This window comes from Aeromonas sp. EERV15 (assembly GCF_900079845.1).
In the GTDB taxonomy this organism is placed as follows: Bacteria; Pseudomonadota; Gammaproteobacteria; order Enterobacterales; family Aeromonadaceae; genus Aeromonas; species Aeromonas sobria.
Genome location: NZ_FKKY02000005.1, coordinates 1 through 25,124 on the forward strand (window position 1 = coordinate 1; position 25,124 = coordinate 25,124).

General features: G+C 56.5%; 24 protein-coding genes, 3 tRNA genes and 3 pseudogenes. 15 read left to right on the forward strand and 15 right to left on the reverse strand.

Features of this window, described 5'->3' with window-relative positions:
* The coding region (locus BN4575_RS22285) for a hypothetical protein (protein ID WP_218060763.1) at positions 1-240 on the forward strand (240 nt) is incomplete at its 5' end.
* A 371-nt stretch (positions 241-611) separates the two neighbouring features.
* Here the strand turns inward: BN4575_RS22285 and cysS are convergent.
* Positions 612-1,988 carry a cysteine--tRNA ligase gene (cysS, locus tag BN4575_RS05495; RefSeq protein ID WP_068977450.1) on the reverse strand — a complete coding sequence of 459 codons (1,377 nt, stop codon included), beginning with the start codon at positions 1,986-1,988 and terminating at the stop codon, positions 612-614.
* A 271-nt stretch (positions 1,989-2,259) separates the two neighbouring features.
* On the opposite strand from cysS, the gene BN4575_RS05500 reads away from it, so the two are divergent.
* From BN4575_RS05500 to BN4575_RS05530, 9 genes and pseudogenes are all read left to right on the forward strand, one after another.
* A complete protein-coding gene (locus tag BN4575_RS05500; RefSeq protein WP_042018948.1) occupies positions 2,260-2,757 on the forward strand; it encodes a peptidylprolyl isomerase in 498 nt (165 codons plus the stop codon).
* Positions 2,747-3,571 carry a DUF4269 domain-containing protein gene (locus tag BN4575_RS05505; RefSeq protein ID WP_068977451.1) on the forward strand — a complete coding sequence of 275 codons (825 nt, stop codon included), beginning with the start codon at positions 2,747-2,749 and terminating at the stop codon, positions 3,569-3,571. The genes BN4575_RS05500 and BN4575_RS05505 overlap by 11 nt, the downstream gene beginning before the upstream one ends.
* On the forward strand, positions 3,568-4,299 hold the full coding sequence (gene lpxH / locus BN4575_RS05510; RefSeq protein ID WP_068977452.1) for a UDP-2,3-diacylglucosamine diphosphatase: 732 nt from the start codon (positions 3,568-3,570) through the stop codon (positions 4,297-4,299). The genes BN4575_RS05505 and lpxH overlap by 4 nt, the downstream gene beginning before the upstream one ends.
* Positions 4,300-4,598: 299 nt before the next feature.
* A complete protein-coding gene (locus BN4575_RS21170) occupies positions 4,599-4,775 on the forward strand; it encodes a DUF3606 domain-containing protein (RefSeq protein ID WP_082186713.1) in 177 nt (58 codons plus the stop codon).
* 704 nt (positions 4,776-5,479) lie between these two features.
* Positions 5,480-5,953 carry a DUF2846 domain-containing protein gene (locus tag BN4575_RS21175; protein ID WP_083221001.1) on the forward strand — a complete coding sequence of 158 codons (474 nt, stop codon included), beginning with the start codon at positions 5,480-5,482 and terminating at the stop codon, positions 5,951-5,953.
* 69 nt (positions 5,954-6,022) lie between these two features.
* A complete protein-coding gene (locus BN4575_RS21645) occupies positions 6,023-6,250 on the forward strand; it encodes an EexN family lipoprotein (protein WP_068977454.1) in 228 nt (75 codons plus the stop codon).
* Between the two features lie 289 nt (positions 6,251-6,539).
* Positions 6,540-7,115: a hypothetical protein gene (locus tag BN4575_RS05525; protein ID WP_068977455.1), complete on the forward strand. Its 576-nt coding sequence runs from the start codon at positions 6,540-6,542 to the stop codon at positions 7,113-7,115.
* 156 nt (positions 7,116-7,271) lie between these two features.
* Positions 7,272-7,596 (forward strand): annotated as a pseudogene (locus BN4575_RS21180) (IS1595 family transposase); the annotation flags it as partial.
* 74 nt (positions 7,597-7,670) lie between these two features.
* Positions 7,671-8,492 carry a hypothetical protein gene (locus BN4575_RS05530; protein ID WP_068977456.1) on the forward strand — a complete coding sequence of 274 codons (822 nt, stop codon included), beginning with the start codon at positions 7,671-7,673 and terminating at the stop codon, positions 8,490-8,492.
* Between the two features lie 22 nt (positions 8,493-8,514).
* Here BN4575_RS05530 and BN4575_RS05535 read toward each other — a convergent pair.
* Together BN4575_RS05535 and BN4575_RS21185 are read right to left on the reverse strand one after the other, a co-directional pair.
* Positions 8,515-8,694: pseudogene (locus BN4575_RS05535) on the reverse strand (hypothetical protein); the annotation flags it as partial.
* 58 nt (positions 8,695-8,752) lie between these two features.
* A pseudogene (locus BN4575_RS21185) lies at positions 8,753-9,229 on the reverse strand (IS5 family transposase); the annotation flags it as partial.
* A gap of 67 nt (positions 9,230-9,296) precedes the next feature.
* Here BN4575_RS21185 and BN4575_RS05550 point away from each other — a divergent pair.
* The 3 genes from BN4575_RS05550 to BN4575_RS05560 all read left to right on the forward strand — a co-directional run bounded on the left by BN4575_RS05550 (position 9,297) and on the right by BN4575_RS05560 (position 12,359).
* Positions 9,297-10,459, forward strand: a protein-coding gene (locus BN4575_RS05550) for an IS3 family transposase (protein ID WP_139424871.1) whose coding sequence is annotated in 2 segments (ribosomal slippage) — positions 9,297-9,552 and positions 9,552-10,459 — 1,164 coding nt in all. Because the reading frame shifts where the segments join, the coding sequence is not laid out codon by codon here.
* A gap of 248 nt (positions 10,460-10,707) precedes the next feature.
* Entirely contained in the window at positions 10,708-11,199 is a 492-nt protein-coding gene (locus tag BN4575_RS05555; protein ID WP_068977460.1) for a phage tail protein, read from the forward strand.
* Positions 11,199-12,359: a phage late control D family protein gene (locus tag BN4575_RS05560; RefSeq protein ID WP_068977461.1), complete on the forward strand. Its 1,161-nt coding sequence runs from the start codon at positions 11,199-11,201 to the stop codon at positions 12,357-12,359. Before BN4575_RS05555 ends, BN4575_RS05560 begins: the two co-directional genes overlap by 1 nt.
* Before the next feature lie 93 nt (positions 12,360-12,452).
* Here BN4575_RS05560 and BN4575_RS05565 read toward each other — a convergent pair.
* The 11 genes from BN4575_RS05565 to BN4575_RS05615 form a co-directional block, all read right to left on the reverse strand.
* Positions 12,453-12,539: transfer RNA gene (locus tag BN4575_RS05565), tRNA-Leu, on the reverse strand.
* A gap of 41 nt (positions 12,540-12,580) precedes the next feature.
* Positions 12,581-12,654: transfer RNA gene (locus BN4575_RS05570), tRNA-Cys, on the reverse strand.
* Between the two features lie 35 nt (positions 12,655-12,689).
* Positions 12,690-12,765, reverse strand: a tRNA-Gly gene (locus BN4575_RS05575).
* Positions 12,766-12,946: 181 nt separating this feature from the next.
* A complete protein-coding gene (pgsA, locus tag BN4575_RS05580) occupies positions 12,947-13,501 on the reverse strand; it encodes a CDP-diacylglycerol--glycerol-3-phosphate 3-phosphatidyltransferase (RefSeq protein WP_042018936.1) in 555 nt (184 codons plus the stop codon).
* A 209-nt stretch (positions 13,502-13,710) separates the two neighbouring features.
* Positions 13,711-15,564 carry an excinuclease ABC subunit UvrC gene (uvrC, locus tag BN4575_RS05585; RefSeq protein WP_068977462.1) on the reverse strand — a complete coding sequence of 618 codons (1,854 nt, stop codon included), beginning with the start codon at positions 15,562-15,564 and terminating at the stop codon, positions 13,711-13,713.
* 127 nt (positions 15,565-15,691) lie between these two features.
* The gene (uvrY, locus tag BN4575_RS05590; protein ID WP_042018933.1) at positions 15,692-16,336 is read right to left on the reverse strand and encodes a UvrY/SirA/GacA family response regulator transcription factor; all 645 of its coding nucleotides are present in this window, start codon (positions 16,334-16,336) and stop codon (positions 15,692-15,694) included.
* Between the two features lie 214 nt (positions 16,337-16,550).
* Positions 16,551-17,300 carry a 3-deoxy-manno-octulosonate cytidylyltransferase gene (gene kdsB / locus BN4575_RS05595; protein WP_068977463.1) on the reverse strand — a complete coding sequence of 250 codons (750 nt, stop codon included), beginning with the start codon at positions 17,298-17,300 and terminating at the stop codon, positions 16,551-16,553.
* Positions 17,297-17,485 (reverse strand): Trm112 family protein, encoded by a 189-nt coding sequence (locus BN4575_RS05600; protein ID WP_042018929.1) that lies wholly within the window; start codon positions 17,483-17,485, stop codon positions 17,297-17,299. Before BN4575_RS05600 ends, kdsB begins: the two co-directional genes overlap by 4 nt.
* 72 nt (positions 17,486-17,557) lie before the next feature.
* On the reverse strand, positions 17,558-18,553 hold the full coding sequence (lpxK, locus tag BN4575_RS05605) for a tetraacyldisaccharide 4'-kinase (protein ID WP_068977464.1): 996 nt from the start codon (positions 18,551-18,553) through the stop codon (positions 17,558-17,560).
* Positions 18,553-20,322 carry a lipid A ABC transporter ATP-binding protein/permease MsbA gene (msbA, locus tag BN4575_RS05610; protein WP_042018926.1) on the reverse strand — a complete coding sequence of 590 codons (1,770 nt, stop codon included), beginning with the start codon at positions 20,320-20,322 and terminating at the stop codon, positions 18,553-18,555. The genes lpxK and msbA overlap by 1 nt, the downstream gene beginning before the upstream one ends.
* Before the next feature lie 104 nt (positions 20,323-20,426).
* Positions 20,427-22,628 carry a DNA internalization-related competence protein ComEC/Rec2 gene (locus BN4575_RS05615; protein ID WP_068977465.1) on the reverse strand — a complete coding sequence of 734 codons (2,202 nt, stop codon included), beginning with the start codon at positions 22,626-22,628 and terminating at the stop codon, positions 20,427-20,429.
* A 27-nt stretch (positions 22,629-22,655) separates the two neighbouring features.
* Here BN4575_RS05615 and BN4575_RS05620 point away from each other — a divergent pair, with 27 nt between their 5' ends.
* The gene (locus BN4575_RS05620; protein ID WP_042018924.1) at positions 22,656-23,174 is read left to right on the forward strand and encodes a DUF2062 domain-containing protein; all 519 of its coding nucleotides are present in this window, start codon (positions 22,656-22,658) and stop codon (positions 23,172-23,174) included.
* The gene (locus BN4575_RS05625) at positions 23,168-23,671 is read left to right on the forward strand and encodes a DUF2062 domain-containing protein (protein ID WP_042018923.1); all 504 of its coding nucleotides are present in this window, start codon (positions 23,168-23,170) and stop codon (positions 23,669-23,671) included. Before BN4575_RS05620 ends, BN4575_RS05625 begins: the two co-directional genes overlap by 7 nt.
* A gap of 112 nt (positions 23,672-23,783) precedes the next feature.
* Here BN4575_RS05625 and BN4575_RS05630 read toward each other — a convergent pair whose 3' ends face one another.
* The gene (locus BN4575_RS05630) at positions 23,784-24,974 is read right to left on the reverse strand and encodes an amino acid aminotransferase (RefSeq protein ID WP_068977466.1); all 1,191 of its coding nucleotides are present in this window, start codon (positions 24,972-24,974) and stop codon (positions 23,784-23,786) included.
* Between the last annotated feature and the right edge of the window lie 150 nt (positions 24,975-25,124).

Genomic DNA, 25,124 nt, shown 5'->3' on the forward strand with positions numbered 1-25,124 from the left:
TTGAGGCCAGTTAGTGATGGGGTGAAGCGACGTGCCCATGATGCAGACTTGAAGAGGGTGGTGGTGATCAGATCACCGCGCCCTCAGTTAGTTCCATTCAAGCTGCATCAATTTGGGCAACAACGCCACTCATCAGTCAACCATAGAGCACTTCAAGCTTATCCATTGCATTATTGCTATAAAACCGCAGTCTTGAACTGCGGTTTTTATTTCTACTTACCAAATAATGCGCCCACCTAAACTAGAACCCTATTTCGCCAGTCCATCTCACTGTTCGATATCCGCATCTTGATAGGCGATCAACATGAACACTAAACTCACAAACGGGCACGGTATTTGTTCCCCCTGCAAACCGCCGAGTCGAGTTCAACGGGTCAGGAGCGCCATAAGGGATGATGGCAAAGCCATGCCATCCAAACGGTGAACGACTTGCCACCGGAGATGACGTTAGCCCCCCCTAGCCCTCTCCCGCAAGGGGAGAAGGGATCAGAGCGCAGACCACCGAGGCTTAAGAGGTGTCGAAGGAAAAGCCACAAACAAAAACCGCAGCCTTTTGAAGGCTGCGGTTTTTTTATTGGCTCCACCTGTTGGTGGCAACAGGGCAACCGGCCTTAGGCACGGCGCCAGCTGGTCTTGCCAGCGCTGTCTTCCAGCACTATGCCCATCTCGGTGAGACGGTTGCGGGCGGCGTCGGCGGCGGCCCAGTTCTTGTCGGCACGGGCCTGATTGCGCTGGGCGATCAGTTGCTCGATCTCGGCCACTTCGTCATCCGCTTCGTCACCCTTGAGGAAGGCGTCCGGATCCTGTTGCAGGATACCGAGCACGGCGCCCAGTTCGCGCAGACGGGCACCGAGGCCAGCGACAACGGTGATATCTTCCGCTTTCTGGCGGTTGATCTCGCGCACCAAATCGAACAGGGCGGAGTAGGCTTCCGGGGTGTTGAAGTCGTCGTCCATCGCCTCTTTAAAGCGAGCCACCTGCTCGTCGCCACCGGCAGCAGGGGCCAGCGGCAGATCGCGCAGGGCGGTATACATCCGCTCCAGCGCGGCGCGGGCTTGCTTCAGGTTATCTTCCGAGTAGTTGAGCTGGCTGCGGTAGTGGCCAGACATCAGGAAGTAACGGACGGTTTCGGCGTCGTAGTGAGCCAGTACGTCGCGGATGGTGAAGAAGTTGCCAAGGGATTTGGACATCTTCTCTTTATCCACCATCACCATGCCGCTGTGCATCCAGGTGTTGACGTAGTCGCCACCGTGGGCGCAGCAGGACTGGGCGATCTCGTTCTCGTGGTGTGGGAACTGCAGATCGGAGCCGCCGCCGTGGATGTCGAAGTGGTTGCCAAGGTGCTTGGAGTTCATGGCGGAGCACTCGATGTGCCAGCCAGGACGACCCGGGCCCCAGGGGCTTTCCCAGGTCGGCTCGCCCAGCTTGGACATCTTCCACAGCACGAAGTCGAGCGGGTTGCGCTTGGCATCGACCACGTCAACGCGGGCACCGGCTTGCAGCTGCTCCAGATCCTGCCCAGAGAGCTTGCCGTAGTCAGCGTAGGATTCGACGATAAACATCACATCGCCGTTATCCGCCACGTAGGCGTGATCCTTGGCGAGCAGGCTCTCCACCAGTTCAATGATCTCTTCGATGTGCTGGGTGGCGCGCGGTTCGATATCCGGGCGCACCATGCCGAGGGCGTCGAAGTCGGCGTGCATGTCGCAGATCAAGCGCTCGGTCAGGTCGTCACAGGTGACGTTGGTCTCGGCGGCGCGCTTGATGATCTTGTCATCCACATCGGTGATGTTACGCACGTAGTTGAGCTGGTAACCGCTATAACGCAGGTAGCGCGCGACCACATCAAAGGAGACGAAGGTGCGGCCATGGCCGATATGACAGTGATCGTAGATGGTGACGCCACACACATACATGCCCACCTTGCCCGGGTGGATAGGTTTGAATTGTTCTTTTTGACGAGTGAGTGTGTTGTATATCTTCAGCATCTTCTAGCCACTGCCTGTGAGTAAAATGGTTGGTCATAATACCCCGTTCAATGGCAGAAAACGAGCCAGATCCCGCCTGCTATCACTGTGCTGGCGCCAAACATGCTCTTTACAGGGCTCATCGCCGGGGTATCTGCATGGCGATGGGAAGGAGTAAGTGAAGGACTGTGAAGGGCTATGCCCGCCGCCGCTGATGGGCTAGAATTGCCACCACTTTATGCCATACCCCCTGCTCGCGCATTTTTTGCGCAAAAGAATCAAAGGACAACTCATGGTTACTCTGCACACCAATCACGGCGACATCACTCTGACCCTGAATGCTGAAAAAGCCCCGGAAACCGTGGCCAACTTCCTGCAATACTGCCGTGACGGTCACTACGACAACACCATCTTCCACCGCGTCATCGACGGCTTCATGATCCAGGGCGGCGGCTATGCTCCTGGCTTTGATGAGAAAGATACCCGCCCATCGATCAAGAACGAAGCGGCCAATGGCCTCTCCAACAAGGTTGGCACCATCGCCATGGCCCGCACCAGCGAGCCGCACTCTGCCAGCGCCCAGTTCTTCATCAACGTGAACAACAACGACTTCCTCGATTTCAAATCTGCCACCACTCAGGGCTTCGGCTACTGCGTATTCGGTGAAGTGACCGCAGGTATGGATGTGGTCAACAAGATCAAGGGCGTCAAGACCGGCAACTACGGCCGTATGCATCAAGACGTCCCGAGCGAAGATGTAGTGATCACCAAGGTGACCCTTGCTGACTGATCTTTGCCAACTCGGCACGGATGAAACTGCGGCCCCGGCCGCAGTTTTTCCATCTGCGTCCCCAACTGCTAGCCCGAACTGGCGCCGCCTCGACTATCTGGCCCACGGCAATCCGCGCCAACGGGCAGCCCATGCCCTGCTGACAGCAGGTTTGTGGGATGAGCTGGCTGCGCACTGCAGCGATATGGCGCTGGTGAGCACCCTGGCCATCGGGCTGGATCGGCCGGGCAGCGATCTCGATATCCTCTGCCAACATCCTGATCCGGCAGCCTTTGCGGCAAGCCTTACCGCGCTCCCGAACTCCCTGCATCTAAACGCCGCACTCCTGAATAAGGATCGCTGGCAAGCAAGCGACAAGGGCGACAATGTCTGGCTACTGGAGCGCACCTTTCCCGGTTGCGACAAGCGCGCTGCTGGCAAGAACAGCGCCAGCTGGTCGGTGGAGCTCTACGTCACCCCCGCCCCCATCGAGACGCAACATGGCTGGCGCCACCTCACCCTGATGGCCGCCCTGCTGCAACGCTTTGGTGAGCCTTTCTATCGGGAGGTGCGGCGCCTTCGTCTTGATGAAGGATTAAAAGGGGAAGCGGCGATGTGCACCTTGCTCAGTCTGGCTGGCGATCCCTATCAGGCGTTGCTGACCCTTGAAGGAAAAGACCTGGCGACCGTGATCTGGCAAACTAACCCCGTGTGTTCACTGCCCGTGGCCCGGCAGGCTCAACTCGACCCGGCGGCCCGCCCACGCACCGCCCCCCACTTCGCCACTGGTTGCCCTCAACCGACCACTACAGAGAACCCGAATCCCCTATCATGAGCACTCTTTTTATCAGTGACATTCATCTGTGTGCCCAGCGGCCCGATATGACCGCCGCACTGGTGCGCTTTCTTGAGCACGACGCCGTTGGCGCCGATGCCCTCTATGTGCTGGGGGATCTGTTCGAATTCTGGATTGGCGATGATGATCCCAATGCGCTGCATCACCAGGTGGCGGCAGCCTTGCTGGCACTGAGCCAGCAGAACGTGCCCATCTATTTTATCCACGGTAATCGCGACTTTATGCTGGGCCAGCAGTTTGCCAAACAGGCGGGCATGACCCTGCTGGGGGACCCTTGCATCATCGACCTCTATGGCGAACGGGTACTGCTCAGTCACGGCGATCTGCTCTGCACCCAAGATGAGGGATATCAAAAGTATCGCCGCATCACCCAGCTCAAGTGGCTGCGCTGGCTGTTCTTGCGGCTGCCACTGACCCGCCGTCAGGCCATCGCCCACAAGATCCGTGGCCAAAGCCGGATGGAGAAAACCGTCAAACGCCAGACCATCATGGATGTCACCCCGGCCGCCGTCGACGAGATGCTGCGCGCCCACCACTGCCGGGTGATGATCCACGGCCACACCCACAGACCCGCCATCCACGACTTCACCCTCGACGGTCAACCTGCCCGCCGCATCGTGCTGGGGGACTGGTTCGAACAAGGCTCGGTGCTGGTCTGCCACCCCGGCGAGCAGCACCTCGAAGTGCGGGCGCTGCCAGAGGGCTGATACCGCCTCGGCCCCGCCTTGCCCTATCACACTGGCGAGCAACTCACTGCTGCGCCCTAACGTTCACACCTCGCGGTTCACAAGGTAGTTGTTCACAACCCACGGTTCGCGCCATATCAGGCGCGAACCGTAGCTGCAATTAGCCGTGGCCGCTCACATAACCGCAAGTAGCGGCCCCTTATCCGCAGCCGGGCAAGGGTTGTGTGACCCCCGTCACCCTGCGCCTTGCCGATATAGAGGATGATGCGCCCAGGCAGAAACTTCTTTCTCGCCAACTATTTCAATAAGTTGAGGTTTGCATGCCTGACACTAACGCCATCGCTCATCCCCTTGATGCCAAGAAGCTCAACATCAACGACCCCTATGAGATGAAGCTGTGGATCAAGACCTTCGAGTGCACCGAGGTCCAGTTGAAACGGGCAGTGAAAGCAGTCGGCACCACTGGCAAGGCCATCAGAAAACACCTCAAGAAGTAACAGCATCACCCCGCAACTGACCAGGCCCCGCTCGCGGGGCTTTCTCTTTCTGGCATCAATTTAACAACACCTATTTCCGAAAAAACGCCCAGTACGCTGGCGAAAGAAGTTGTGGTTTGAAATCACCACCATTTCGGCAAAAACAAAAAAGGCCACTATTTCTAGTGGCCTTTCGTAACTCTTTGATTGCTTTACTTAATAACTGGTGCCGAGGCCGGAATCGAACCGGCACGACGCGAACGTCGAGGGATTTTAAAAGCCAAGAGTGAGTTGATGGAAAATTTATATGATTGATTTATAAGGGCTTCAAGTTTACATGAAATGCCTGATTTCACGCATTTTGTGGGGGCATTACGCCTGATAGTTCTGACTTTAAAGCCCATCGGACAAAGCATGAGAGCATCAAGCTCTCTCCATCTTTCGCTAACCACATATCTTGACAAACAGGTAATGTGACAAAAGTCACATTACCTCCACGATAAAATACGGATACATAAGCAATTGATATAGTTGGGTATTTTTTCATTGATTGGTGCAAAACAATTAACCGGCGAATAGTTATAAAAAATTATTCAAAGACCCTATTGAAAACGTCATCGCACTCACAGACAATCCTGTAGCAAAAGAAACATCAGTATCAGATGCTCAACAAAATAATAATCAAAAACATCAATAAACTTTCAGCACAATGGGTAAAATAAAAAATGCGTAATACGTTTGTAATGATCTTCTTGGCGCTCTGCGCCATGATGGTTGGTGGATGTTCCTCAGTACCAACCGTCACCGATGAGGCTGTCGTCAATGAAGCCAAAAGCTTCTCACCTCCTGCTGAAGGAAAAGCCCACGTTTATATTTACCGAGATGGCTGGCTTGGTCGCCGTATTAACATTGACTTATTTCTCGATGGAAATCCTTTGGGTGAATCCGAAAATCTGCACTTTTACCTGCTCAAGGTTGATGCTGGAAAAACTGTGTATCTGGAAACCAACAGCGAGTTTGGAAACAATAAGATCGATATCGAAACTGAAAATGGAAAGGTCTACTATGTTCGCCATTATACCCGCTTCGGTCTAATCTGGGGTCAGGCTGACTTTGAAATGAAGACCGAACCAAAAGATATCGAAGATGCCCAAGAGTCCATCAAGAAATCTGAAATGTCATTACCACATACTTTATAATTTTTCGTAAAACCATTTGTAGTTTGATGTCATAATTTTTACTGTAGTTTTATTTTGGGGGAAATAAAAATGAATAAGTTACTGTTAGTGGTTCCATTTACTATATTACTTACTGCTTGTGGACCGACCTCAGTTGAGGATTTTATGAAAGATCCGAAATTACTGAATGAAACACTGCAAGAGTGCACCTTGAAAATTGCACAAGGTAAAGATGCCAATTCAGATGAATGTAAAAATGCAATCGCAGCCCAGCAAAAAATGGCTACCAACTTGATGAAAAACATGTTGGGCCAGTAGTTTTTATTACCCATAACAAATTAGTCTAAATTAAACAATTAGATTTTTTTCCTAATCATGCCACTTGTTAGTATATAAACTGAGAGCATCATCTAATCAGGTGGCAAAATTCAATTGTTAAGGTTCACCTAACTGGTGCAATTACGAATGAGGAATTATGGCCTCCCAGTTGGGGAACTACACAGGACGAGGCTGAACGAGATATATTCAATAGCCAGAGTAAACCTATCCAGTGGGCGGATGAGTATCAACACTCCACATAAACCAATTATCTACATGAGGTGTCACCTTGACCCATAAAACCCTGCAGCTCTCTGCACTCTGCTATGCGGTCAGTCTCATTGCCTCACCGGCCATTGCCGCAAATACGGGCTTCAAAACCCTGACAGTCGACCTGCCCATCACCACGCTCCAAGTGGTCAACGATGGTCTGATACGCTATGACTGGCGCAGTGATATTGATGAAGACTTTCGCGGCAAACCGAAGGCGGGCGAGGGATTCCTAGGACGACCAACTACGGGTGAGTATTACTATGCGGTCTACCAACATAAAGTGCTCTCCTTCGGCGGTACCATGGCATTGTACCAAGACGACTCCGTTGCTTCTGTCAAACAGGCCAAGGCAGACTTCGAGGAATTAGTCAGTCAGGCGACCAAGATCTTGAAAGTCAAACCGGTGATCGTCCGTACAATAAAAGATAAGTCGGTGCCGTTTTTTGAATGTGTAACCGACAGCATGTGTGGTGATTACAGCGCAACCTATACCATAGGTACCAACGAGGTCTCGATCAAATTGATGCAAGACCGTGATGCTGAGGACGGTGATCGCCAGCTCAACGCGGGAATGCGCAAGATTTTTAAGTAAAATGCGTCTTCCTTAAAGTGTTTCTGATTATCCATGATTAGCAGTCACCACAAACTATACAGATCTTACTTACAGTCATTGAGGTGCGAGAGCATGGCCAAAATTACAGAAAGGCTACAGCTTGTTTGAGTTTTTCAAAAATTATGGCACCGAAGTAGCACAGTGATATGTGATGGATTGGCATGCTTCAAGCTTCAAAACGGCCATCTAGGCCAGCTCTGAGCATCTAGGCATAGTCATCGGATACAACTTGTATTGGCTATTCAACTGGGTAAATACGATGATAGGAAATATGAAGAACTAGTTGCAGGGGGGTTGCCATACGCTCGGAGCTAAAAATATGCCAAGGCATTTGGCGGTATATTGCTTTCGCTTTAATCATCGGTTTGACCTTAAGAGTATGCAGGTTGAATTGAGGTCTGTGGTGGCAACACCTCCGATGCAATATCAGCGCTTGAAGCTGGTTGAGTGTCATGGATAATTACAGCATCATATTTAATGCATGATTATGTGACTACATCATTTCAATAACGCACAAAAAGTAGGTGATAAATTATGGAAGAAAATAGTGGGAACATATTAAACCAAGAAATCGTTGATATACTAGGCACGTTAACGGAAAGTGAGGCGGAATCATTCGAAGATGCAGAAAAGGGCAAAATGGTTCCTTATGTGATGGGATGTTTCTTTTTAACACCCTTCCTTGCCTTCCCTGCGAGCATGTTATTTGGCATTGACGATGACTATATTGGTGGAATATTAATTTGTACTTTCGTAATATTAGTCTTTGTCACACACAGACTTATCCTTCGCTCAGCTAGACGTAATATAAAACTACTTAATACTGGACTTTCACATTACATGCGTGAAACAATCGGTAGTTTGAAAAAAGTAGACTACTTTTGTCGGAGCCCCTATAGCGGCTTGGCTGTGGATGTTGAAGATAAAAAAATAGCCCTAATTGAGGGTGATCTTTGGCAGCCTACAGATACCAAAGTCATGCTTTATCCATTGAATAAGATCAAAAATGTCAGATTTTTTCAGCCAGATGTAAATGTTGCATTGCAGTCCACTAATATCAATAATGGTGGTGCCGTGGGGCTAGCACAAAATACTATCGCTTCCATATCTGATAAAGCATTTAATAATATAGCGGTATCAGATGCAAATATTGAGGCGGCAAAGAATACAGGGCTGTATTTTGATTTTGATGACATCCATAATCAACAAGCATTCCTGATGATGAGTGCCGAGCAAGCAGAGAGATGGATTCTGATTTTTGAAAAACTCTTTGATGGCTCACTAGAGCCTCAACCAAGACCATTGGAGTTCCCACAGGACGTGTGCATATTTCACAAGAGGAGAGTCTGTAAATAATTTTATGTAACTGACCACTCCATTACAGGTGACCGTTCAGGCGATCACTGAATTCGATATTAAAGCGATTCAGGGCAAGCTTCCAATTCTGGAGCGGAATGGTCCATTTCTTGGAGGCTTGCTGTGTCGCGAGGAACGCAACTTTTAGCACCACATCATCGGTCAGGAAGAGCTTCCTTTGCTTGGCCGCTTTGCGCAGCACGCGGCGTTGTGTCCCAAATCAACCATCAAGCCACAACTTCCCCAGCCCCAGCTGACCGCTACACTCGGGGCTTTCTGACAGGTAGACCAAGGGTATGCAGTTTGTTTATGGCTCTGACATACGCCATGACTTCTCCCACTTGGCCGTTGTAGTTACGCAGACTGATTTTCCCCGCAAGCAACTGCTTGAACCGATACATCGCCGTCTCTGCCAGCGAGCGCCGGTGATATTCCGACATCTTCTTCCAGTGCGCTAGCCCCTCCTTGCGCATCACCAGCACAGCCTCATTTCTCGGATGTCCCTTTTCCCATAACCCCGCGTTCTTGCGAGGCGGGATACAGGCTGTCGCCCCTTTACGCAAGATAAGCTGATGGCTGGCTTTGCTGTCATAGGCGCCATCCGCATAAACACTCCCCAGCTTGCGCCGCAGTGGATTGAGCAGAGTCGGCAACACCTCGGCATCATGGATATTGTCCAGCGAGACTTCCGCCGCCACGATATCGTGGCTCACCGGGTCTACCGCCAGATGCAACTTGTAGTGGTCTAATCATCCCGGACACCATTTTAGGTGGTACAGTCGCCACCATGACCTGAGGTGTTCAATGACAAGATTACGTCGCTCATTTACTGCCGAATTCAAACTCGAAGCCGCATCCCTGGTGCTCGACCAGGGATATTCTGTCCCCGAAGCAAGCCGTTCACTGGATGTCGGTGAAACCGTACTGCGCCGCTGGGTGCAGCAGCTTCAGTCAGAACGGACCGGCACCACCCCTATCAGCAAAGCGCTGACTCCGGAGCAGCAGAAAATCCAGGAGCTGGAAGCCCGTATCAACCGGCTGGAGCGCGAAAAGGACATTCTAAAAAAGGCTACGGCTCTCTTGATGACGGACGAGTTCATACGTACGCGCTGATAGATCAATTAAGAGAGCAAGCCCCCATCACCCTGGTCTGCTGCGCTTTCGATGTTCCCACTTCCTGTTTTTACGATTATCTGGCTCGCAGGCGAGCGATTAACCGTGAGCGCATGCAACAGCGCAGCGAGTTGCGCCGTTTGTTTAAAGAGAGCAGGAGCTCGGCAGGCAGCCGCGCCTTGATGTCGATGATGCGGGAGTTGGGGCATCAGATTGGTAGATTCAAAGTACGTAACCTGATGAAGGAAGCCGGGCTGGCATCCAAGCAGCCGGGTGCACACCGTTATAAGGTGGCACGGTCTGAACGACCGGATATTCCCAATCTGCTGGCCCGCGAATTTGATGCTCCGCAACCCAATCAGGTGTGGTGTGGCGATATCACCTACGTCTGGGTCGGTGGTCGTTGGCATTATCTGGCAGCGGTGCTCGACCTGCATACCCGACGGGTCGTGGGCTGGGCGATGTCTGACAAACCTGATGCAGAATTGGCAATAAAAGCGCTGGAGATGGCCTATCAGCAGCGGGGCTGCCCATCAGGCGTGCTGTTTCACTCCGACCAGGGCAGCCAATACGGCAGTCGGGCATTTCGGCAACGACTGTGGCGCTATCGCATGACCCAGAGCATGAGTCGTCGTGGTAACTGCTGGGATAACGCCCCGATGGAGCGGTTTTTCAGAAGCCTGAAGTCAGAGTGGCTCCCGGCAACGGGATACGTGAGTCTGCGGGAAGCGAAGCGGGATATCAGCTATTACCTGATGGATTCCTACAACTGGGGGCGTCCACATCAACACAATGACGGGATACCGCCAGCAGAAGCCGAGATTCGGCCTAACCTAGTGTCCGGATTTAGTTGACCTCTACAACAGCACTCGCTGGCAGTTACAGCTACGGCCCTCGCATTGCGCCAACACCGGTCCCCAAACCAGTCGCGGCCAAGGGCGGAAACTCCACTACCAGTCATCACTGGACCATCGTGCAGCGGCCAGGTGAAACACCTGATGATCTCGTTCGTAAGATTGACCAGCGGCTAGACCAGCGCGACCGGCAGGCCGCCGCCAGTGGCCGTGCCTCCCTGACCGACCGCAACTAAGGAGCAACCACTATGATGATGACCCTGGGCTGGTTCGTGTTTATGCGCTCGACTGTGGCCCCCCAATCCCAACAAGACGAAAAATCATGGCGCCACCCGGGCAATAACCGGGTCGGCGCCCGCCCCTCATATCAGTACCTCGGGCCTGATGACGAGCTCAGCACCCTGAGCGGGGTGCTCTATCCAGAGCTCACCGGCGGGCCAGTCTCCCTCGACATGCTCAATAGCATGGGCGACAGCGGCCAAGCATTCCCCCTGATCCAGGGGGATGGCGTGATGCGCGGCTCATTCGTGATAGAGGGGATCAGCACCACCCGCAGCGAGTTCTTTCAAGATGGCAGCGCCCGAAAAATCGAGTTCAGCATCAAGCTAAAACGGGTCGATGACAACGACAGCTCCCTCGGCAACACCCTGCTCGGCCGCTCCGCGGGCAACCTACTCGGTCGCTTAGGGCTAGGCAAGCTGATGAATACCGTGGGCGGCAAACTCGGGGGGCTGCTCTGATGGGGGCATTCGACCAGTTCGGTACCCGCTTGGCTGAAAACCTTGGCATCACCAGCCAGCTGGATGCCATGATCCAGCTGCATCCGGCCCCCGCCTATCAGGTGCGGGTAGATGGTTCTGACATCTCGGGAACCCTGCGCCCGCGCCTGATGCACATGACCATCACCGATAACCGGGGCTTTTCTGCCGACACCATCGAGATCGCCCTCGATGACAGCGACGGCAAACTGGCCATGCCGCGCCGTGGGGCCACCCTGCAAGCCAGCATCGGCTGGCAAGGCGGCGCCCTGGTCGATAAAGGCACCTTCAAAATTGACGAGGTGGAGCATGGTGGCGCGCCGGATGTACTCACCATCAGGGGCAAGTCGGCTGACTTGAGCGGTGAGATGAACAAACTGCGCGAGCGCAGCTGGCACTTTGAGACCATCGGCGCCATTGTCGAGCAGCTGGCCGCCCGCTATGGCCTGACCCCAAGCGTCGGCGAAGCCTTCAAGGGGATGGTGATTGACCACATCGACCAGACCAACGAGAGCGATCTGGCCTTTCTCACCCGCTTGGCGACCGAGCAGGATGCCATCGCCACCGTCAAATCTGGCCGCCTGATGTTCATCAAAGCAGGCAACGGCACCACCGCCAGCGGTAAGCCACTCCCTGCCATCACCATCACCCGCCAGGACGGCGATCAGCACCGCTTCTCGGTCGCCGACCGCGACGCCTACACCGGCGTTGTAGCCTACTGGCAAGACGATAAAGCTGCCGAAAAGAAAAAAGTCGAGGTAAAGCGCAAGCGAAAAACAAAACCAAAGGAGGAACGGCCATTACCGCCGGGAGTAGTGTCAAACAAAGAAGAACGTGAGCTGCTTGTTGGCGACAGTGAGAACGTCAAGGAACTGCGCCACGTTTACGCCAGCCAAAGCAACGCCATGCGGGCAGCCCGGGCTGAGTGGGAAAAGCTACAGCGCGGCGTGGCCGAGTTTCAGATCACCCTGGCCAAAGGTCGCCCCGAACTCTACCCGGAACAACCCACCACAGTCAGGGGCTTCAAACCACAAATCGACGAGGCAGACTGGCTACTCACCCAGGTGGTGCACGACCTCACCGATCAGGGATACACCAACCGCCTGCAACTCGAAGTGAAGCTGGAAGAGCTACCGGAATAAACCTGTGTGGATCAAATGTGGACACTGAGGAAAACAAAAAGGCCACTATTTCTAGTGGCCTTTCGTAACTTTTTGATTTTGTTACTTAATAACTGGTGCCCGAGGCCGGAATCGAACCGGCACGCCTCGAAAAGCGAGGGATTTTAAATCCCTTGTGTCTACCGATTTCACCACTCGGGCACCGCAATCGGTATCAAGTCCGCGTGGCGGGCTTGTCAATATGGAGGCACGTTCCGGAGTCGAACCGGACTAAACGGATTTGCAATCCGCTGCATAACCGCTTTGCTAACGCGCCATGCAAAAGAGAGTTGGCTCTCTATTGTCTGAATTTGGAGCGGGAAACGAGACTCGAACTCGCGACCCCGACCTTGGCAAGGTCGTGCTCTACCAACTGAGCTATTCCCGCATTGGTCTGGCTGACTGCCTGACTACGAGGACGCATTCTAGCGATGTTCCTCGCCCAGTCAACCAGAAATATTTAATTACCTGATCGTTCGGGCATTTTTTGCCCTTTTTGAACAGTTTTAGCGCCTTTGGCCGTTTCCTGTTTCAAATCAGCGGAAACCTCACCTTGCGGCGCGGGTGACTCACAGCTTGGCATGGTGGGTCAGATCGCCCCAGGCGGCCTTCATGTACTGGAACATCGACCAGAAAGTGAGCACGGTGGCGACATAGAGCATCACGTAGGCGAGCCACACCATCCAGACATTGTATTGCCAGATAAGGCCGGTGAGCGACACCATCTGGATCATGGTCTTCCACTTGCCAATCCAGCTGACCGCCACCGAGGAGCGTTTGCCCAGTTCAGCCATCCATTCGCGCAGGGCGGAGATGATGATCTCGCGGCCAATCATGGTCATGGCGGGGATGGTCACCCAGATGGTGTTGTAGTGTTCGACGATGACCACCAGCGCGGCGGCGACCATGATTTTGTCAGCAACCGGGTCAAGGAAGGCACCAAAGGCGGTGGACTGATTGAGCTTGCGTGCAAGGTAGCCATCAAACCAGTCGGTGGCAGCGGCCAGGATAAAGACGAGGGCGGCCGCCAGATAGGACCACTGATAAGGCAGATAAAACAGGATGACGAAGACGGGAATGAGCAAAATCCGGAAAAACGTCAACAGGTTAGGTATGTTTGTCATTATTTTCAGCCACTTCTTGTACGTCGCTACACAGTGCGCCAAAGCCGATTTGCGATGCAATCGCACTGGCGCTCGTCTCGGTCTTGTTAATCCATCAATCTTCTCAAGATGCGAGGCCATTATGGCATTTACGGCCCCCCCGCGTCACGGCTCTTGTGCATCAAGGAGTTAGCGATATCCTCTGGCGCCAACGAGGGGCCAACAGCGGGTCAGGCACTGTGCAAGCCATCATGGATGGTCTGAGCCAGCTCCTGACTGATACCGGGCACCTTGGCCAACTCGTCCACGCTCGCCTTTTTCACCTCCTGCAGGCCGCCAAGGTATTTGAGCAGCGCCTGACGCCGCTTCGGGCCTACCCCGGGAATATCCTCCAGGCTGCTGCTGGTGCGAGCTTTGGCGCGCCGCGCCCGGTGACCGGTAATGGCAAAACGGTGGGATTCATCGCGAATATGCTGGATAAGGTGCAAAGCGGGCATATCTGCCGGCAAGTGCAGCTCTTCGTGGCTCTCCCCCATGATCAGCGTCTCCAGCCCCGCCTTGCGGGTCACACCCTTGGCGATCCCTACCAGCAGCGGATATTTGCCACCCAGAAACTCCAGCTGGCGCGCCAGGATCTCCTCGGCGCGGCGCAATTGGCCGAGGCCACCGTCGATAAACAGCACGTCCGGCACCTTGTCCTGCTCCTGCAGCTTGCCAAAACGGCGCTCCAGCACCTGCTCCATGGCCGCATAGTCATCGCCACCGGTAATGCCGTCGATATTAAAACGACGATACTCGGAGCTGAGCGGCCCCTCGCGGTTGAACACCACGCAAGAGGCCACCGTGCGCTCCCCCATGGTGTGGGAAATATCAAAACACTCCATGCGTGCGATAGGACGCTCCAGCTCCAGCAGTTCCTCCAGCTGGTCGTAGCGGGCGATGAGGGTGCTCTTGTGGGCCAGACGGGAGCGCAGCGCAGTCTCGGCGTTGATGGAGGCGAGCTTGATAAAACGAGCCCGCTCGGCGCGGGTGCGGCTGACCACCCGCACCTTGTAGCCAGCGGTCTGGCTCAGGGTCTCGGCGATGATGCTCTCATCCTCGAGGGCTACATCGAGCAGCACTTCACTGGGGATCTGCCGCCCCCCCTGCCCCGACAGATAGAACTGCAGCAGGAAGGATTGCACCACCTCATCGAGCGGAGTATCGGCCGGCACTTTCGGGAAGTAGCTGCGCGAACCGAGCACCTTGCCCTGACGGATAAATAGCACGTGGATGCAGGCGGCCCCTTGCTCGAAGGCGACCCCCACCACATCCAGCTCGTCCAGCACGTTGCCGCTCACCGACTGCTGCTCGGTGACGCGGCGCAGCGCCAGGATCTGATCCCGATAGCGGGCCGCCTCTTCAAAGCGCAGATCGCCGCTGGCGGACTCCATCTTGCCCACCAGCTCGCCAATCACCTGCTGGTTCTTGCCCGCCAGAAACAGCTTGGCCAACTCCACCTGCTGGGCATATTCAGCTTCGCTCACCAGCCCGGGTACGCAGGGGCCCGCGCAGCGCTTGAGCTGATAGAGCAGGCAGGGACGGCTGCGGTTGGCGTAGACCGCATCCTCGCACTGGCGCACCGGAAAGATCTTCTGCATCAGGTGCAGGCTCTCGCGCACCGCGCCGCCGGAAGGATACGGCCCGAAATACTCCCCCTTCACCTTGCGGGCACCGCGATGGACACCGATACGCGGATGCAGGTGCGCGGTGATGATGATCCAGGGATAGGATTTGTCATCCCGCAGCAGCACGTTGTAACGGGGCTGATACTGCTTGATCAGGTTGTGCTCGAGGATCAGTGCCTCGGTCTCGGTATGGGTGACTGTGACCTGGATATCAGCGATCTGGCGCACCAGAGTGCGGGTCTTGATGCTGTCGACGTTGGTGCGAAAGTAGGAGGCGAGCCGCTTTTTCAGATCCTTGGCCTTGCCCACATAGATAACGGTGCCACCGCTGTCATACATGCGGTAGACGCCACTCTGATGGGTCACGGCGCTCAGAAACGCTTTGCTGTCGAAGAGGGGATCGGGAGAGAGGGTCATCAGCTACTCGGCTCACACAAAGGCAAAAATTGACGGGCAGAGCATACTGCCCCCGCCGCCTGAAAAGCAAAGGGGCAGAAAAGCAAAAAGGCGGCACCCGCCGCCTTTGAGGCCTCACGCCACCCGGTTACAGGGTGTCGGCATCCAGCATGCCATAGCGAATGGCCAGATGCGTCAGCTCCACGTCACCACTGATGTCCAGCTTGCTGAACAGACGATAGCGGTAGCTGTTGACCGTCTTCGGGCTCAGGTTGAGCTGCTCGGAGATATCGGTCACCTTCTGTCCCTTGGTGATCATCATCATGATCTGCAGCTCGCGCTCGGAGAGGGACTTGAAGGGATTCTCATCCGCCGAGGCAAACTGGCTGAGGGCCATCTGCTGGGCGATCTCCGGGGAGATGTAACGCTGACCGGAGTGCACCAGCCGGATCGCCTGGATCATCTCGTCAGGGGCTGCCCCCTTGGTCAGGTAACCCGCAGCACCCGCCTGCATCACTTTGGTAGGGAACGGATTTTCGCAGTGAATGGTCAGCACTATGATGCGTACATCGGGGCGGATCCGCAGAATTTTGCGGGTCGCCTCCAGACCACCAATGCCCGGCATGTTCATGTCCATCAGGATCACATCCGGATGGTGTTGGCGACAAAATGCAACGGCGGTTTCCCCGCTCTGTGCCTCGCCCACCACCTTGATCCCGCGCACGTCTTCAAGAATGCGTCTTATCCCTGTACGCACCAGCTCATGATCATCGACCAGGAATACATTTATCACCCAAACACCCCGTTTTTTATCTCGTTTTTGCCGCCCGGTTAGGGTTAACAGGGCGTCTTGCATCATAACCAAACTCGTCGCATTGGCAAACCATGTCCGCCAAAAGTTTGAGAAAACCCGTTATTGATGTTTAAAATCAAATAATTATATAAATATTAAAAACAAAAAACGGTGTCTGGCGACACCGTTGTTCCTTATCTGCGTGTCGTTGCCATCACTTGGCCAACAATGCGCGCACCTTCTCCAGATCGGCTTGGGTATCTACCCCTACCGGCGGGGCTTCAAGGGCCAGGGCGACGTGGATCTTCTCGCCATACCAGAGCACCCGCAGCTGCTCCAGCGCCTCGACCTGCTCCAACACGCTCGGTGCCCAGTCCACATAACGCTGGATGAATCCGGCGCGATAGGCGTAGATGCCGATATGGCGCTGATAGTGGCCGCCAATCAGCTCGTGACTCTTGGCAAATCGGTCCCTATCCCAGGGAATGCTGGCGCGGCTGAAATAGAGGGCGTAGCCATCCTTGTCAGTCACTACCTTGACCGCATTGGGATTGAACGCCTCTTCGGCATCCTTGATCGGCACAGACAGCGTGGCCATGGGTGCCGTGGCGGCGGCCAGATTGTCCGCCACCTGACGAATGATGGCGGGCGGAATGAGTGGTTCATCCCCCTGCACGTTGACGATGATGGTATCGGCAGCGAAGCCGTAGTGACGGCATACTTCGGCCAGACGCTCGGTGCCGGACTGGTGATCCGGTGAGGTCATGCACACCTCAACGCCGGTGGTCTGTAGCGCCTGCTGCACCCGGACATCGTCAGTGGCGACAATCACACGGTCGGCGCCAGATTGCAGCGCTTTTTCAACTACATGTTGCACCATAGGCTTGCCATGGATATCCGCCAGCGGCTTGCCCGGCAAACGGGTTGACGCATAGCGGGCTGGAATGACGACCACGAAACTCATGATGGCAGCTCATCGCTATTGAGCAGGCGGGCGCGGTTTTCCAACAGCACCGGGATCCCCTCTTCCAGCGGATAGGCCAGCTTGTCGAAGCGGCAAACCAGCTCATGAACGGCTTTGTTGTAGTGCAACTTACCCTTGCAGACCGGGCAGGCGATGATGTCGAGCAACTTGATATCTAATGCCAAAACGATACTCCTTCAACGATGTCGAGCCAGCCACACAACCCGGCCAGCTATGATGTCGAGCAATCCGATATGTTATATCCCGGCACCCGCATTGGGTGCTTTCACCAATTTCAATTTCTGCAGCAGGGTATCGAGCAGGGGGGCCGGCAATTGGGCGCTGACCGGCAGATACCACCAGTTATCGAGGGCAAACGAGCGACATTTGACCGCATCCTTTTCGGTCATCAGCAGCGGCTTGGCGGCAAAGCGACCCACCAGCTCGGTGCGATCGAAGGGGTGGTGATCCCCGTAAGCGACCTGCTGATCCAGTGCGTAGCCCAATCCCTCCAGGGTGGCAAAGAAACGGGGGGGATGACCAATACCTGCCAGTGCATCGACCGCGCCTGACAGTGGCACCGCCAGCGGTGCATCGTCGCGCACCCGCCGCGGAGCATCGGCCACCAGTTGCATGGGGTACTCACCCTTGCCCGGCTCGCCACCGTTGCAGATGATGGCGTCAACCCGCTTTAAACGGGTGACCGGCTCGCGCAGCGGCCCCATGGGGAGCAAACAGGCATTGCCAAAACGGCGGGCGCCATCCACCACCACCAGCTCGATGTCCCGGGCCAGCGCGTAGTGCTGCAGACCGTCATCGGTGATGATGATATCCACCTCACCACTTTGCTCCAGCAGCCGTACCGCATCGGCCCGTTTCGGTGCGACCACCACCGGGCAACCGCAACGTCGGGCGATCAACACGGGTTCATCTCCCGCCTGCGCCGTGGTGCTGGTCTCATCCAGCCGATAAGGGTAATGGGGCGCCTTGCCACCATAACCACGGCTCACCACCCCGGGGCGATAGCCACGGGCTTGCAGCTGCTCCACCAGCCAGACCACTACCGGGGTCTTGCCGTTGCCACCCACCGAAATATTGCCCACCACAATCACCGGCAAGGAGGAGCGATACCCCTTGCGCCAGCCGTGGCGATAGGCGTAGCGGCGGGTGCCGCTGATGATGGCGAACAGCAGGGCGAAAGGGGCCAGCAACCAGCGCCAGCCACTCTTGCCGTACCAGAGCTGTTGCAGCATTAGGCCTTGGTTCCCAGTGAAGCGCTCCCAAACTGGATGGCCCGCAGCTGGGCATAGGTACCCTGCATGGCCATCAAGGTTTCATGGTTGCCGCGCTCAACGATATGACCCTCGTCGATCACCAGGATCTCGTCCGCCTTCTCGATGGTAGAGAGACGGTGGGCGATCATCAGCGAAGTGCGCGCTTTGCACAGCTCGTCGATGGCAGCCTGAATGTGGCGCTCTGACTCGGTATCGAGCGCCGACGTCGCCTCATCGAGCAGCAGCACAGGTGCATCGCGCAGCAGGGCGCGGGCGATGGCGATACGCTGGCGCTGGCCACCAGACAGCGATGCCCCGTTCTCGCCCACCACGGTGTCGTAACCTTCCGGCATCTTGCGGACAAACTCATCGGCATGGGCAATGCGGGCCGCCTGCTGGATCTCGTCCAGGCTGTAGCGCTCTTCGGCGGCATAGGCAATGTTATTGGCCACCGAGTCATTGAACAGGTGGACATGCTGGGAGACCAGCGCGTACTGCTTGCGCAGCTCGCTCAACTTGTATTCGCGGATGTTGATGCCATCGAGCAGGATCTCGCCCTGCTCGATATCGTAGAAACGGGTCAACAGGCTGGCGATGGTGCTCTTGCCGGAGCCGGAGCGGCCCACCAGCGCCACCGATTTACCCGCCTCGACCTTGAAGCTGACATTGTGCAGCGCCGGTGTCTCTTTGGTCGGGTAGCTAAAGGTGACGTTGCGAAACTCGATTTCGCCGCGGGCGCGTGCCAGAGTGCGGGTCCCTGAATCTTCTTCCGGAGTGGAATCGAGCAGGCCGAACAGGCTCTGACAGGCGGTGATACCGCGCTGGAACTGGTTATTGACGTCAGTCAGACTTTTCAGCGGCTTGAGCAGCATCATCATGGAGGTGACCATGACGGTAAAGGTACCGGCGGTCAGGGTCGCCTTGACGCTGTCGATGGTCGCCACATAGAGGAATGTCGCCAGCGCGACCGAGGCCACCATCTGGACGATAGGACTGCCGATGGCATCGGCCGCGACCATCTTCATGGTCTGCTGACGCATCCGGTTGCTGACCGTGAAGAAGCGCTTGTCTTCCACCTGCTGGCCACCAAACATCAGCACCTCTTTATGACCTTTCAGCATCTGCTCGGTGGAGGTAGTGATGTCTCCCACCGCTTGCTGAATATGGCGGCTGATCTGGCGAAAGCGTCGGCTGATCAGACCGATCAGGATCCCCACCACAGGGCCCACCACCAGGAAGATCACTGACAGCTGCCAGGAGTGCCAGAACATCAGCCCCAGCAGGCCGACCACAGTCGCCCCCTCTCGCACCAGCGACACCAGAGTTGAGCTGGCAGCAGAGGATACCTGGCCCGCGTCATAGGTCACTTTGGAGAGCAAGTTGCCGGTATTCTGGCGGTCAAAGAAGCTCATGGGCATCGCCATCAGGTGGCTAAAAACCTGTTGCTGCAGCCGCATCACCACATGGTTGCCGACCCAGGCCATGCAATAGTTGGAGAGAAAAGCGGCGCAACCGCGCAGGGCCACAATGCCGAGAACGAAGAAAGGCATCCATTTCAATACGCTGCTGTCATTGCCATTGAGGCCCTGATCGATCAACGGTTTGATGGAGTAGACGAAGGTGGTATCCACGGCGGCATAGCCCAGCATCCCGATGATGCCACCAACCAGGCCCAGCTTGCGGTCCCGGACATAGCCGAGCAGGCGTTTGAATACTGGCCAGCTCTCTTGTGAGGTTTCTTGTTGCATGAATAGCCGTTAGTAATGGAAATGACGCGCCATTCTAGCCAAAGCTTGGGTTTCCACCAAGTGCCGCCTTGGATATGACCGCCATCCACACCGGAAGTGACTATTTATTGGTCAAACCACCGCTTCGGCCGCCACCAGTCGCCACTGCGCCGATACCAGGGGCCATCATCACGCTCGGCCGTGACACGCAAGCCGCCGGCTATTGGTTCAACCAATATCGCCCCCTGCTGACCGGTGATCCACTGGCGAGCATCCTGATAACGGGCCACCACCTCGGGACGGGGAAAGTTCCACTGGTTCCTGAAACCGGCGCTATGGACCACCTCTCGGGCCGCCACCGCCGCCACAAACGGTGGGGTGGAAGAGCTGCGGCTGCCATGATGGGGGCTCACCAGCAGGGTGCTGGCCAACCCCTCCCCCTCCAGGGCCACCAGTCGCTGTTCGGCTTGCCGTTCGATATCGGCGCTCAGCAATATGCTGTGCTCGCCATCGCTGATGCGTACCACGCAGCCATCGTTGTTACGCCCACCGCCGGGGTGTTCGGGCCAGAGCACGCGAAACTGCAACCCTTGCCATGACCACGCCTGACCGAGCTGGCAGAGGGTGGTTCCCTCGCTGAAGGGATAAGATGAGGTCTCATGACGCACCGGCATGGTGCTGAGCAGCCTCTTGCGATTACCGGCATGATCCCGATCTTTGTGGCTGATGATGAGACGATCGATCACTCTGATGCCCAGACGGCTCAACTGGGGCAAGATCACCGCATCCGCCATGTTGTAGCCCCCGGGATAGCGATCACCGGTGTCATAGAGGATGGCGCGATCGCCCTTGCTGATCAGCACCGCCAACCCCTGTCCCACATCCAGCACCCGCAGTTGCCAGCGGGCCGGTGCAGGCCAGCACGCCAACACCAGCGCAAGGGCGCCCGGCAACCACAGCCAGCGGGCGGGGCGCCACTGCCAACCGAACCAGAGCAGCAACAGCAGGGCACAGAGCGGCAGCCACCAGCCGGGCAGTGGCCACCACAGTTGCAACTGACCGGCCAGCCAGCTCAAGGTGGCCAGCACCCACCCCAGCCCCAGATCCGCCAACCAGAACAGGCCGTAGGCGAGCGAGGTGGAGAGCGGCGCCAGCAGCACGCCAATCAACGCCAGCGGTATGATGGCAATACAAAAGAGCGGCACTGCCAGCAGGTTGATCACCATGGCCAGCGGCGCTATCCCCTCAAATAGCGCCAACTGCAGTGGCAACAGGCCGAGCAGCAACCAGAGCTGGATCTGCCACAGCCCGGGCTTGTGGTGGAAATATCCCACCAGCAGCAAAATGGCCACCGCCAGAAACGAGAGCCAGAACCCGGCCGAATAGAGGGCGAAGGGATCCCAGAGGGTCAGCACCACAAAGGCCCACAACCAGATGCGCCAGGCAGGCCACTCCCGCCGGCTCCAGCGCAGCACACTCCACACCAGCACCATGATCAGGGCCCGCTCGGTGGCCACCGCAAATCCTGCCAGTGCGCTATAGACGGCGGCAAACAGCAGGGACGTGACAATGGCGCCACGCAGGCCAAACAAGCGCCCCAGCCACCACCCGAGCACCGCCACCAGCGCGATGTGTTGCCCTGAAATAGCGATGATATGAGTCAGGCCGCTGCCGCGAAACAGCTCCCACTGGGCATCCGTGATGCCACTCTGTTCGCCAAAAGTGAGGGCTGCCAGCAAGGGCGCATGGTTAAGCGAGCGCCAACTCTCGGTCGCCGCTCCCAACCAGCGTTCACGCCAGCCCGCGGCCACTGGCTCAATGGCGATCACCCGGCGCAGGTTGCCGGTCGCGGTGATCCCCTTGCCCAGCAGCAGACGCCGCCCATCCAGCCCCGCCTCGTTGGCAAGACCATGGGCCGGTTTCAGCGAAGTGACCAGGGTGATCCGGCTGCCCACTGTCATGGCGGGCAATGCCTGATAGACATTGACCCGGATCAGGGGCTCAGGTGTCAGCGGTTGCTCGTCAAGGGTGCTCATCCGCAGCAGCAGCCGGACAAATTTATCCCCCTCGGGCTCTGCACTTTGCAGCTGCGCGGTTATGATGTGGCTTGTTTGCTCTCCAAGCTGGTTCAACCACGTCAGCCGATAGGCAAGGTTGGCTTGCATCCAGAGGATACCAAGCAGGAGAAACAGCAGCCGCCAGGCGCGGTAATATGCAAGGGGAACCAGCAGGGACAGCAACAGGCCCCCCCATGCGAGTGAAGGTAACCATGGCCAGAGCAGTGAGGAGCTTGCCCCCAGGGCAAACGACAATAGACGCAGATCCATGGGATAAGTATTTAGCAAGGTTTCAATATGCCCAAACGACTCATAAAACGCTGGATGCCCGATCAACAAACCCTGAAAGAACACAAGCACTTGCGACTGTTCGGCAAACTGCTGCTCGACGCCAATCTCTGGCATCTCAATCGACGCTCTGCTGCAGGGGCATTTGCAGTTGGCCTTTTCATGGCCTGGGTGCCACTGCCCTGCCAGATGTTGCTGGCCGCCGGGGGTGCCATCCTGTTTCGGGTCAACTTACCACTGTCAGTGGCGCTGGTCTGGCTCTCCAACCCTTTCACCATGCCGCCCTTGCTCTATGGCGCCTATCTGGTCGGTTGCCAGCTGCTGGGACATTCAGCGCAGCAGATCGAGATTGAGTTCACCTGGGATTGGCTGGTCTCGGTGCTGGGGACGATAGCGCCGCCGCTGTTGATGGGATCGCTGATACTGGCCCTGCTGAGCTCCCTCATCGGCTACACCCTGATCCGCACCTTCTGGCGGATCAGCACGGTGCGCCAGTGGCAAAAGCGCAAGATGGCCCGCGCATGCTGAGTCGTTGGTTTGCCCGCTTCAAAATAGACCCCGACACCCTGCGCCAGCAAAAATGGTTTGCGCTGTTTGGTGAGAGGTTGCTGGCACCCGCGCTGTGGCAAGGGGGCTCCCGAGCCCTCAGTGGCGCGGTAGCGGCCGGGATCTTCGCCTGCTGGATCCCCATCCCGATGCATTCGCTCATCGCCGTCGGACTGGCGCTGGCGTTCAGCCTCAACCTGCCGCTGGCCCTGCTGGCGGTCTGGTTCAACAATCCGCTGACTTTGCCGTTCATGTATCTCTACGCCTATCGCACCGGTTGTCTGGTGCTGCACCAGACGCCGGAGCCTTTCCACCTTAGCTGGACCCTCCACTGGCTGGAGCAGGAGGCGGTGACCCTGGTGCCTCCATTCCTGCTCGGCAGCCTGCTGCTGGCGGTGTTGACCGCCCTGAGCGGCGGCGCCCTGACCGCTCTGCTACTGCAGTTGCGCAAACTGTGGCAAGGCGCTCGCCACCACTAAATTGTCCTTTCCATTGATTGGCGATCAAAAAAGCCCGTCACCAAGGTGACGGGCTTTTTCATGGCATAGTGCCGCAAAGAGCCGCATAGTGCCAAAGCACAAGGCAATGCGGTTACAGCACCTTGGCGATCGCCTCGCACAGGGGATCAATATTGGCGCGGGTAATACCGGCCACGCTGATCCGGCCGGAACCGACGATGTAGATGGCAAACTCGCTGTTGAGGCGCGCAACCTGATCCTTGGAGAGACCAGAGAAGGAGAACATACCGTTCTGCTCGCGGATAAAGCTGAAATCCTGGCTCACGCCGAGGGCAGCCAGCTTCTCTACCAGCAGCTCGCGCATCTCGCGAATACGCACCCGCATCGCGGCCACTTCTTCGACCCATTCGGCATAGAGAGCCGGATCGCTCACCACCGCGGTGACCACTGCGGCGCCGTGTGACGGCGGGTTGGAGTAGTTGGCGCGGATCACGGTTTTGACCTGAGTGAAGGCCACGTCGGCGATCTCTTTGGTCGCGCTGACCAGGGTGAAGGCGCCGACCCGTTCGTTGTAGAGGCCGAAGTTCTTGGAGAAGGAGCTCGCCACCAGCAGTTCGTCATGGCACTCGGCGAAGATACGCAGACCTTCGGCATCCTCTTCGATACCACGGGCAAAACCCTGATAGGCAAAGTCAAACAGCGGCAGCCAGCCAGCAGCAGCACTCTGCTTGGCCAGTGCGCGCCACTGATCGCTGGTGGGGTCGATACCGGTCGGGTTGTGGCAGCAGCCGTGCAGCAGCACCAGCTCACCCGGCTGCACTTCAGCCAGCGAGGCCTGCATGGCGGCGAAGTCGAGCGCCTTGGTGGCCGCATCGTAGTACTTGTACCACTTGACGGTCAGGCCCGCAGCCTGGAATACGCTGACGTGGTTGGCCCAGGTGGGATCGGAGATCCAGATGGTCTTGGCCAGACCATTGCGTACCACGAATTCGGCGGCGATGCGCAGGGCACCGGTACCGCCCGGCGCTTGGGCGGTCTTGGCACGACCGCTGGCGACCAGCGCGGAATTTTGCCCGAACAGCAGTTGCTGCACGATGCGGCCATATTCGATATTGCCTTCAATACCGAGGTAATTCTTGGTCTTCTCGTCAGTCAGCAGCTTCTGCTCGGCTTTCTTGACACAGTGAAGGATTGGGGTGGCACCGGTCTCATCCTTGTAGATCCCGACCCCCAGATTGATCTTGTGGCTGCGAGAGTCAGCGCGGAAGGCTTCGGTCAGGCCCAGGATCGGATCCGCTGGGGCGGCAACAACCTTTTCAAACATGGTATTCCCTGTATTCCGTTGAGTGCATTGGATGACTGAACATGTTGGCAAGCGAAGCACAATTCGGCCAATGGCAAGCGCTTCGTCAACTCTTTATATCATCGCGTTCAACGGGGGAAAACCGCTTTTTGGCTCGCTTACAGGCCAATT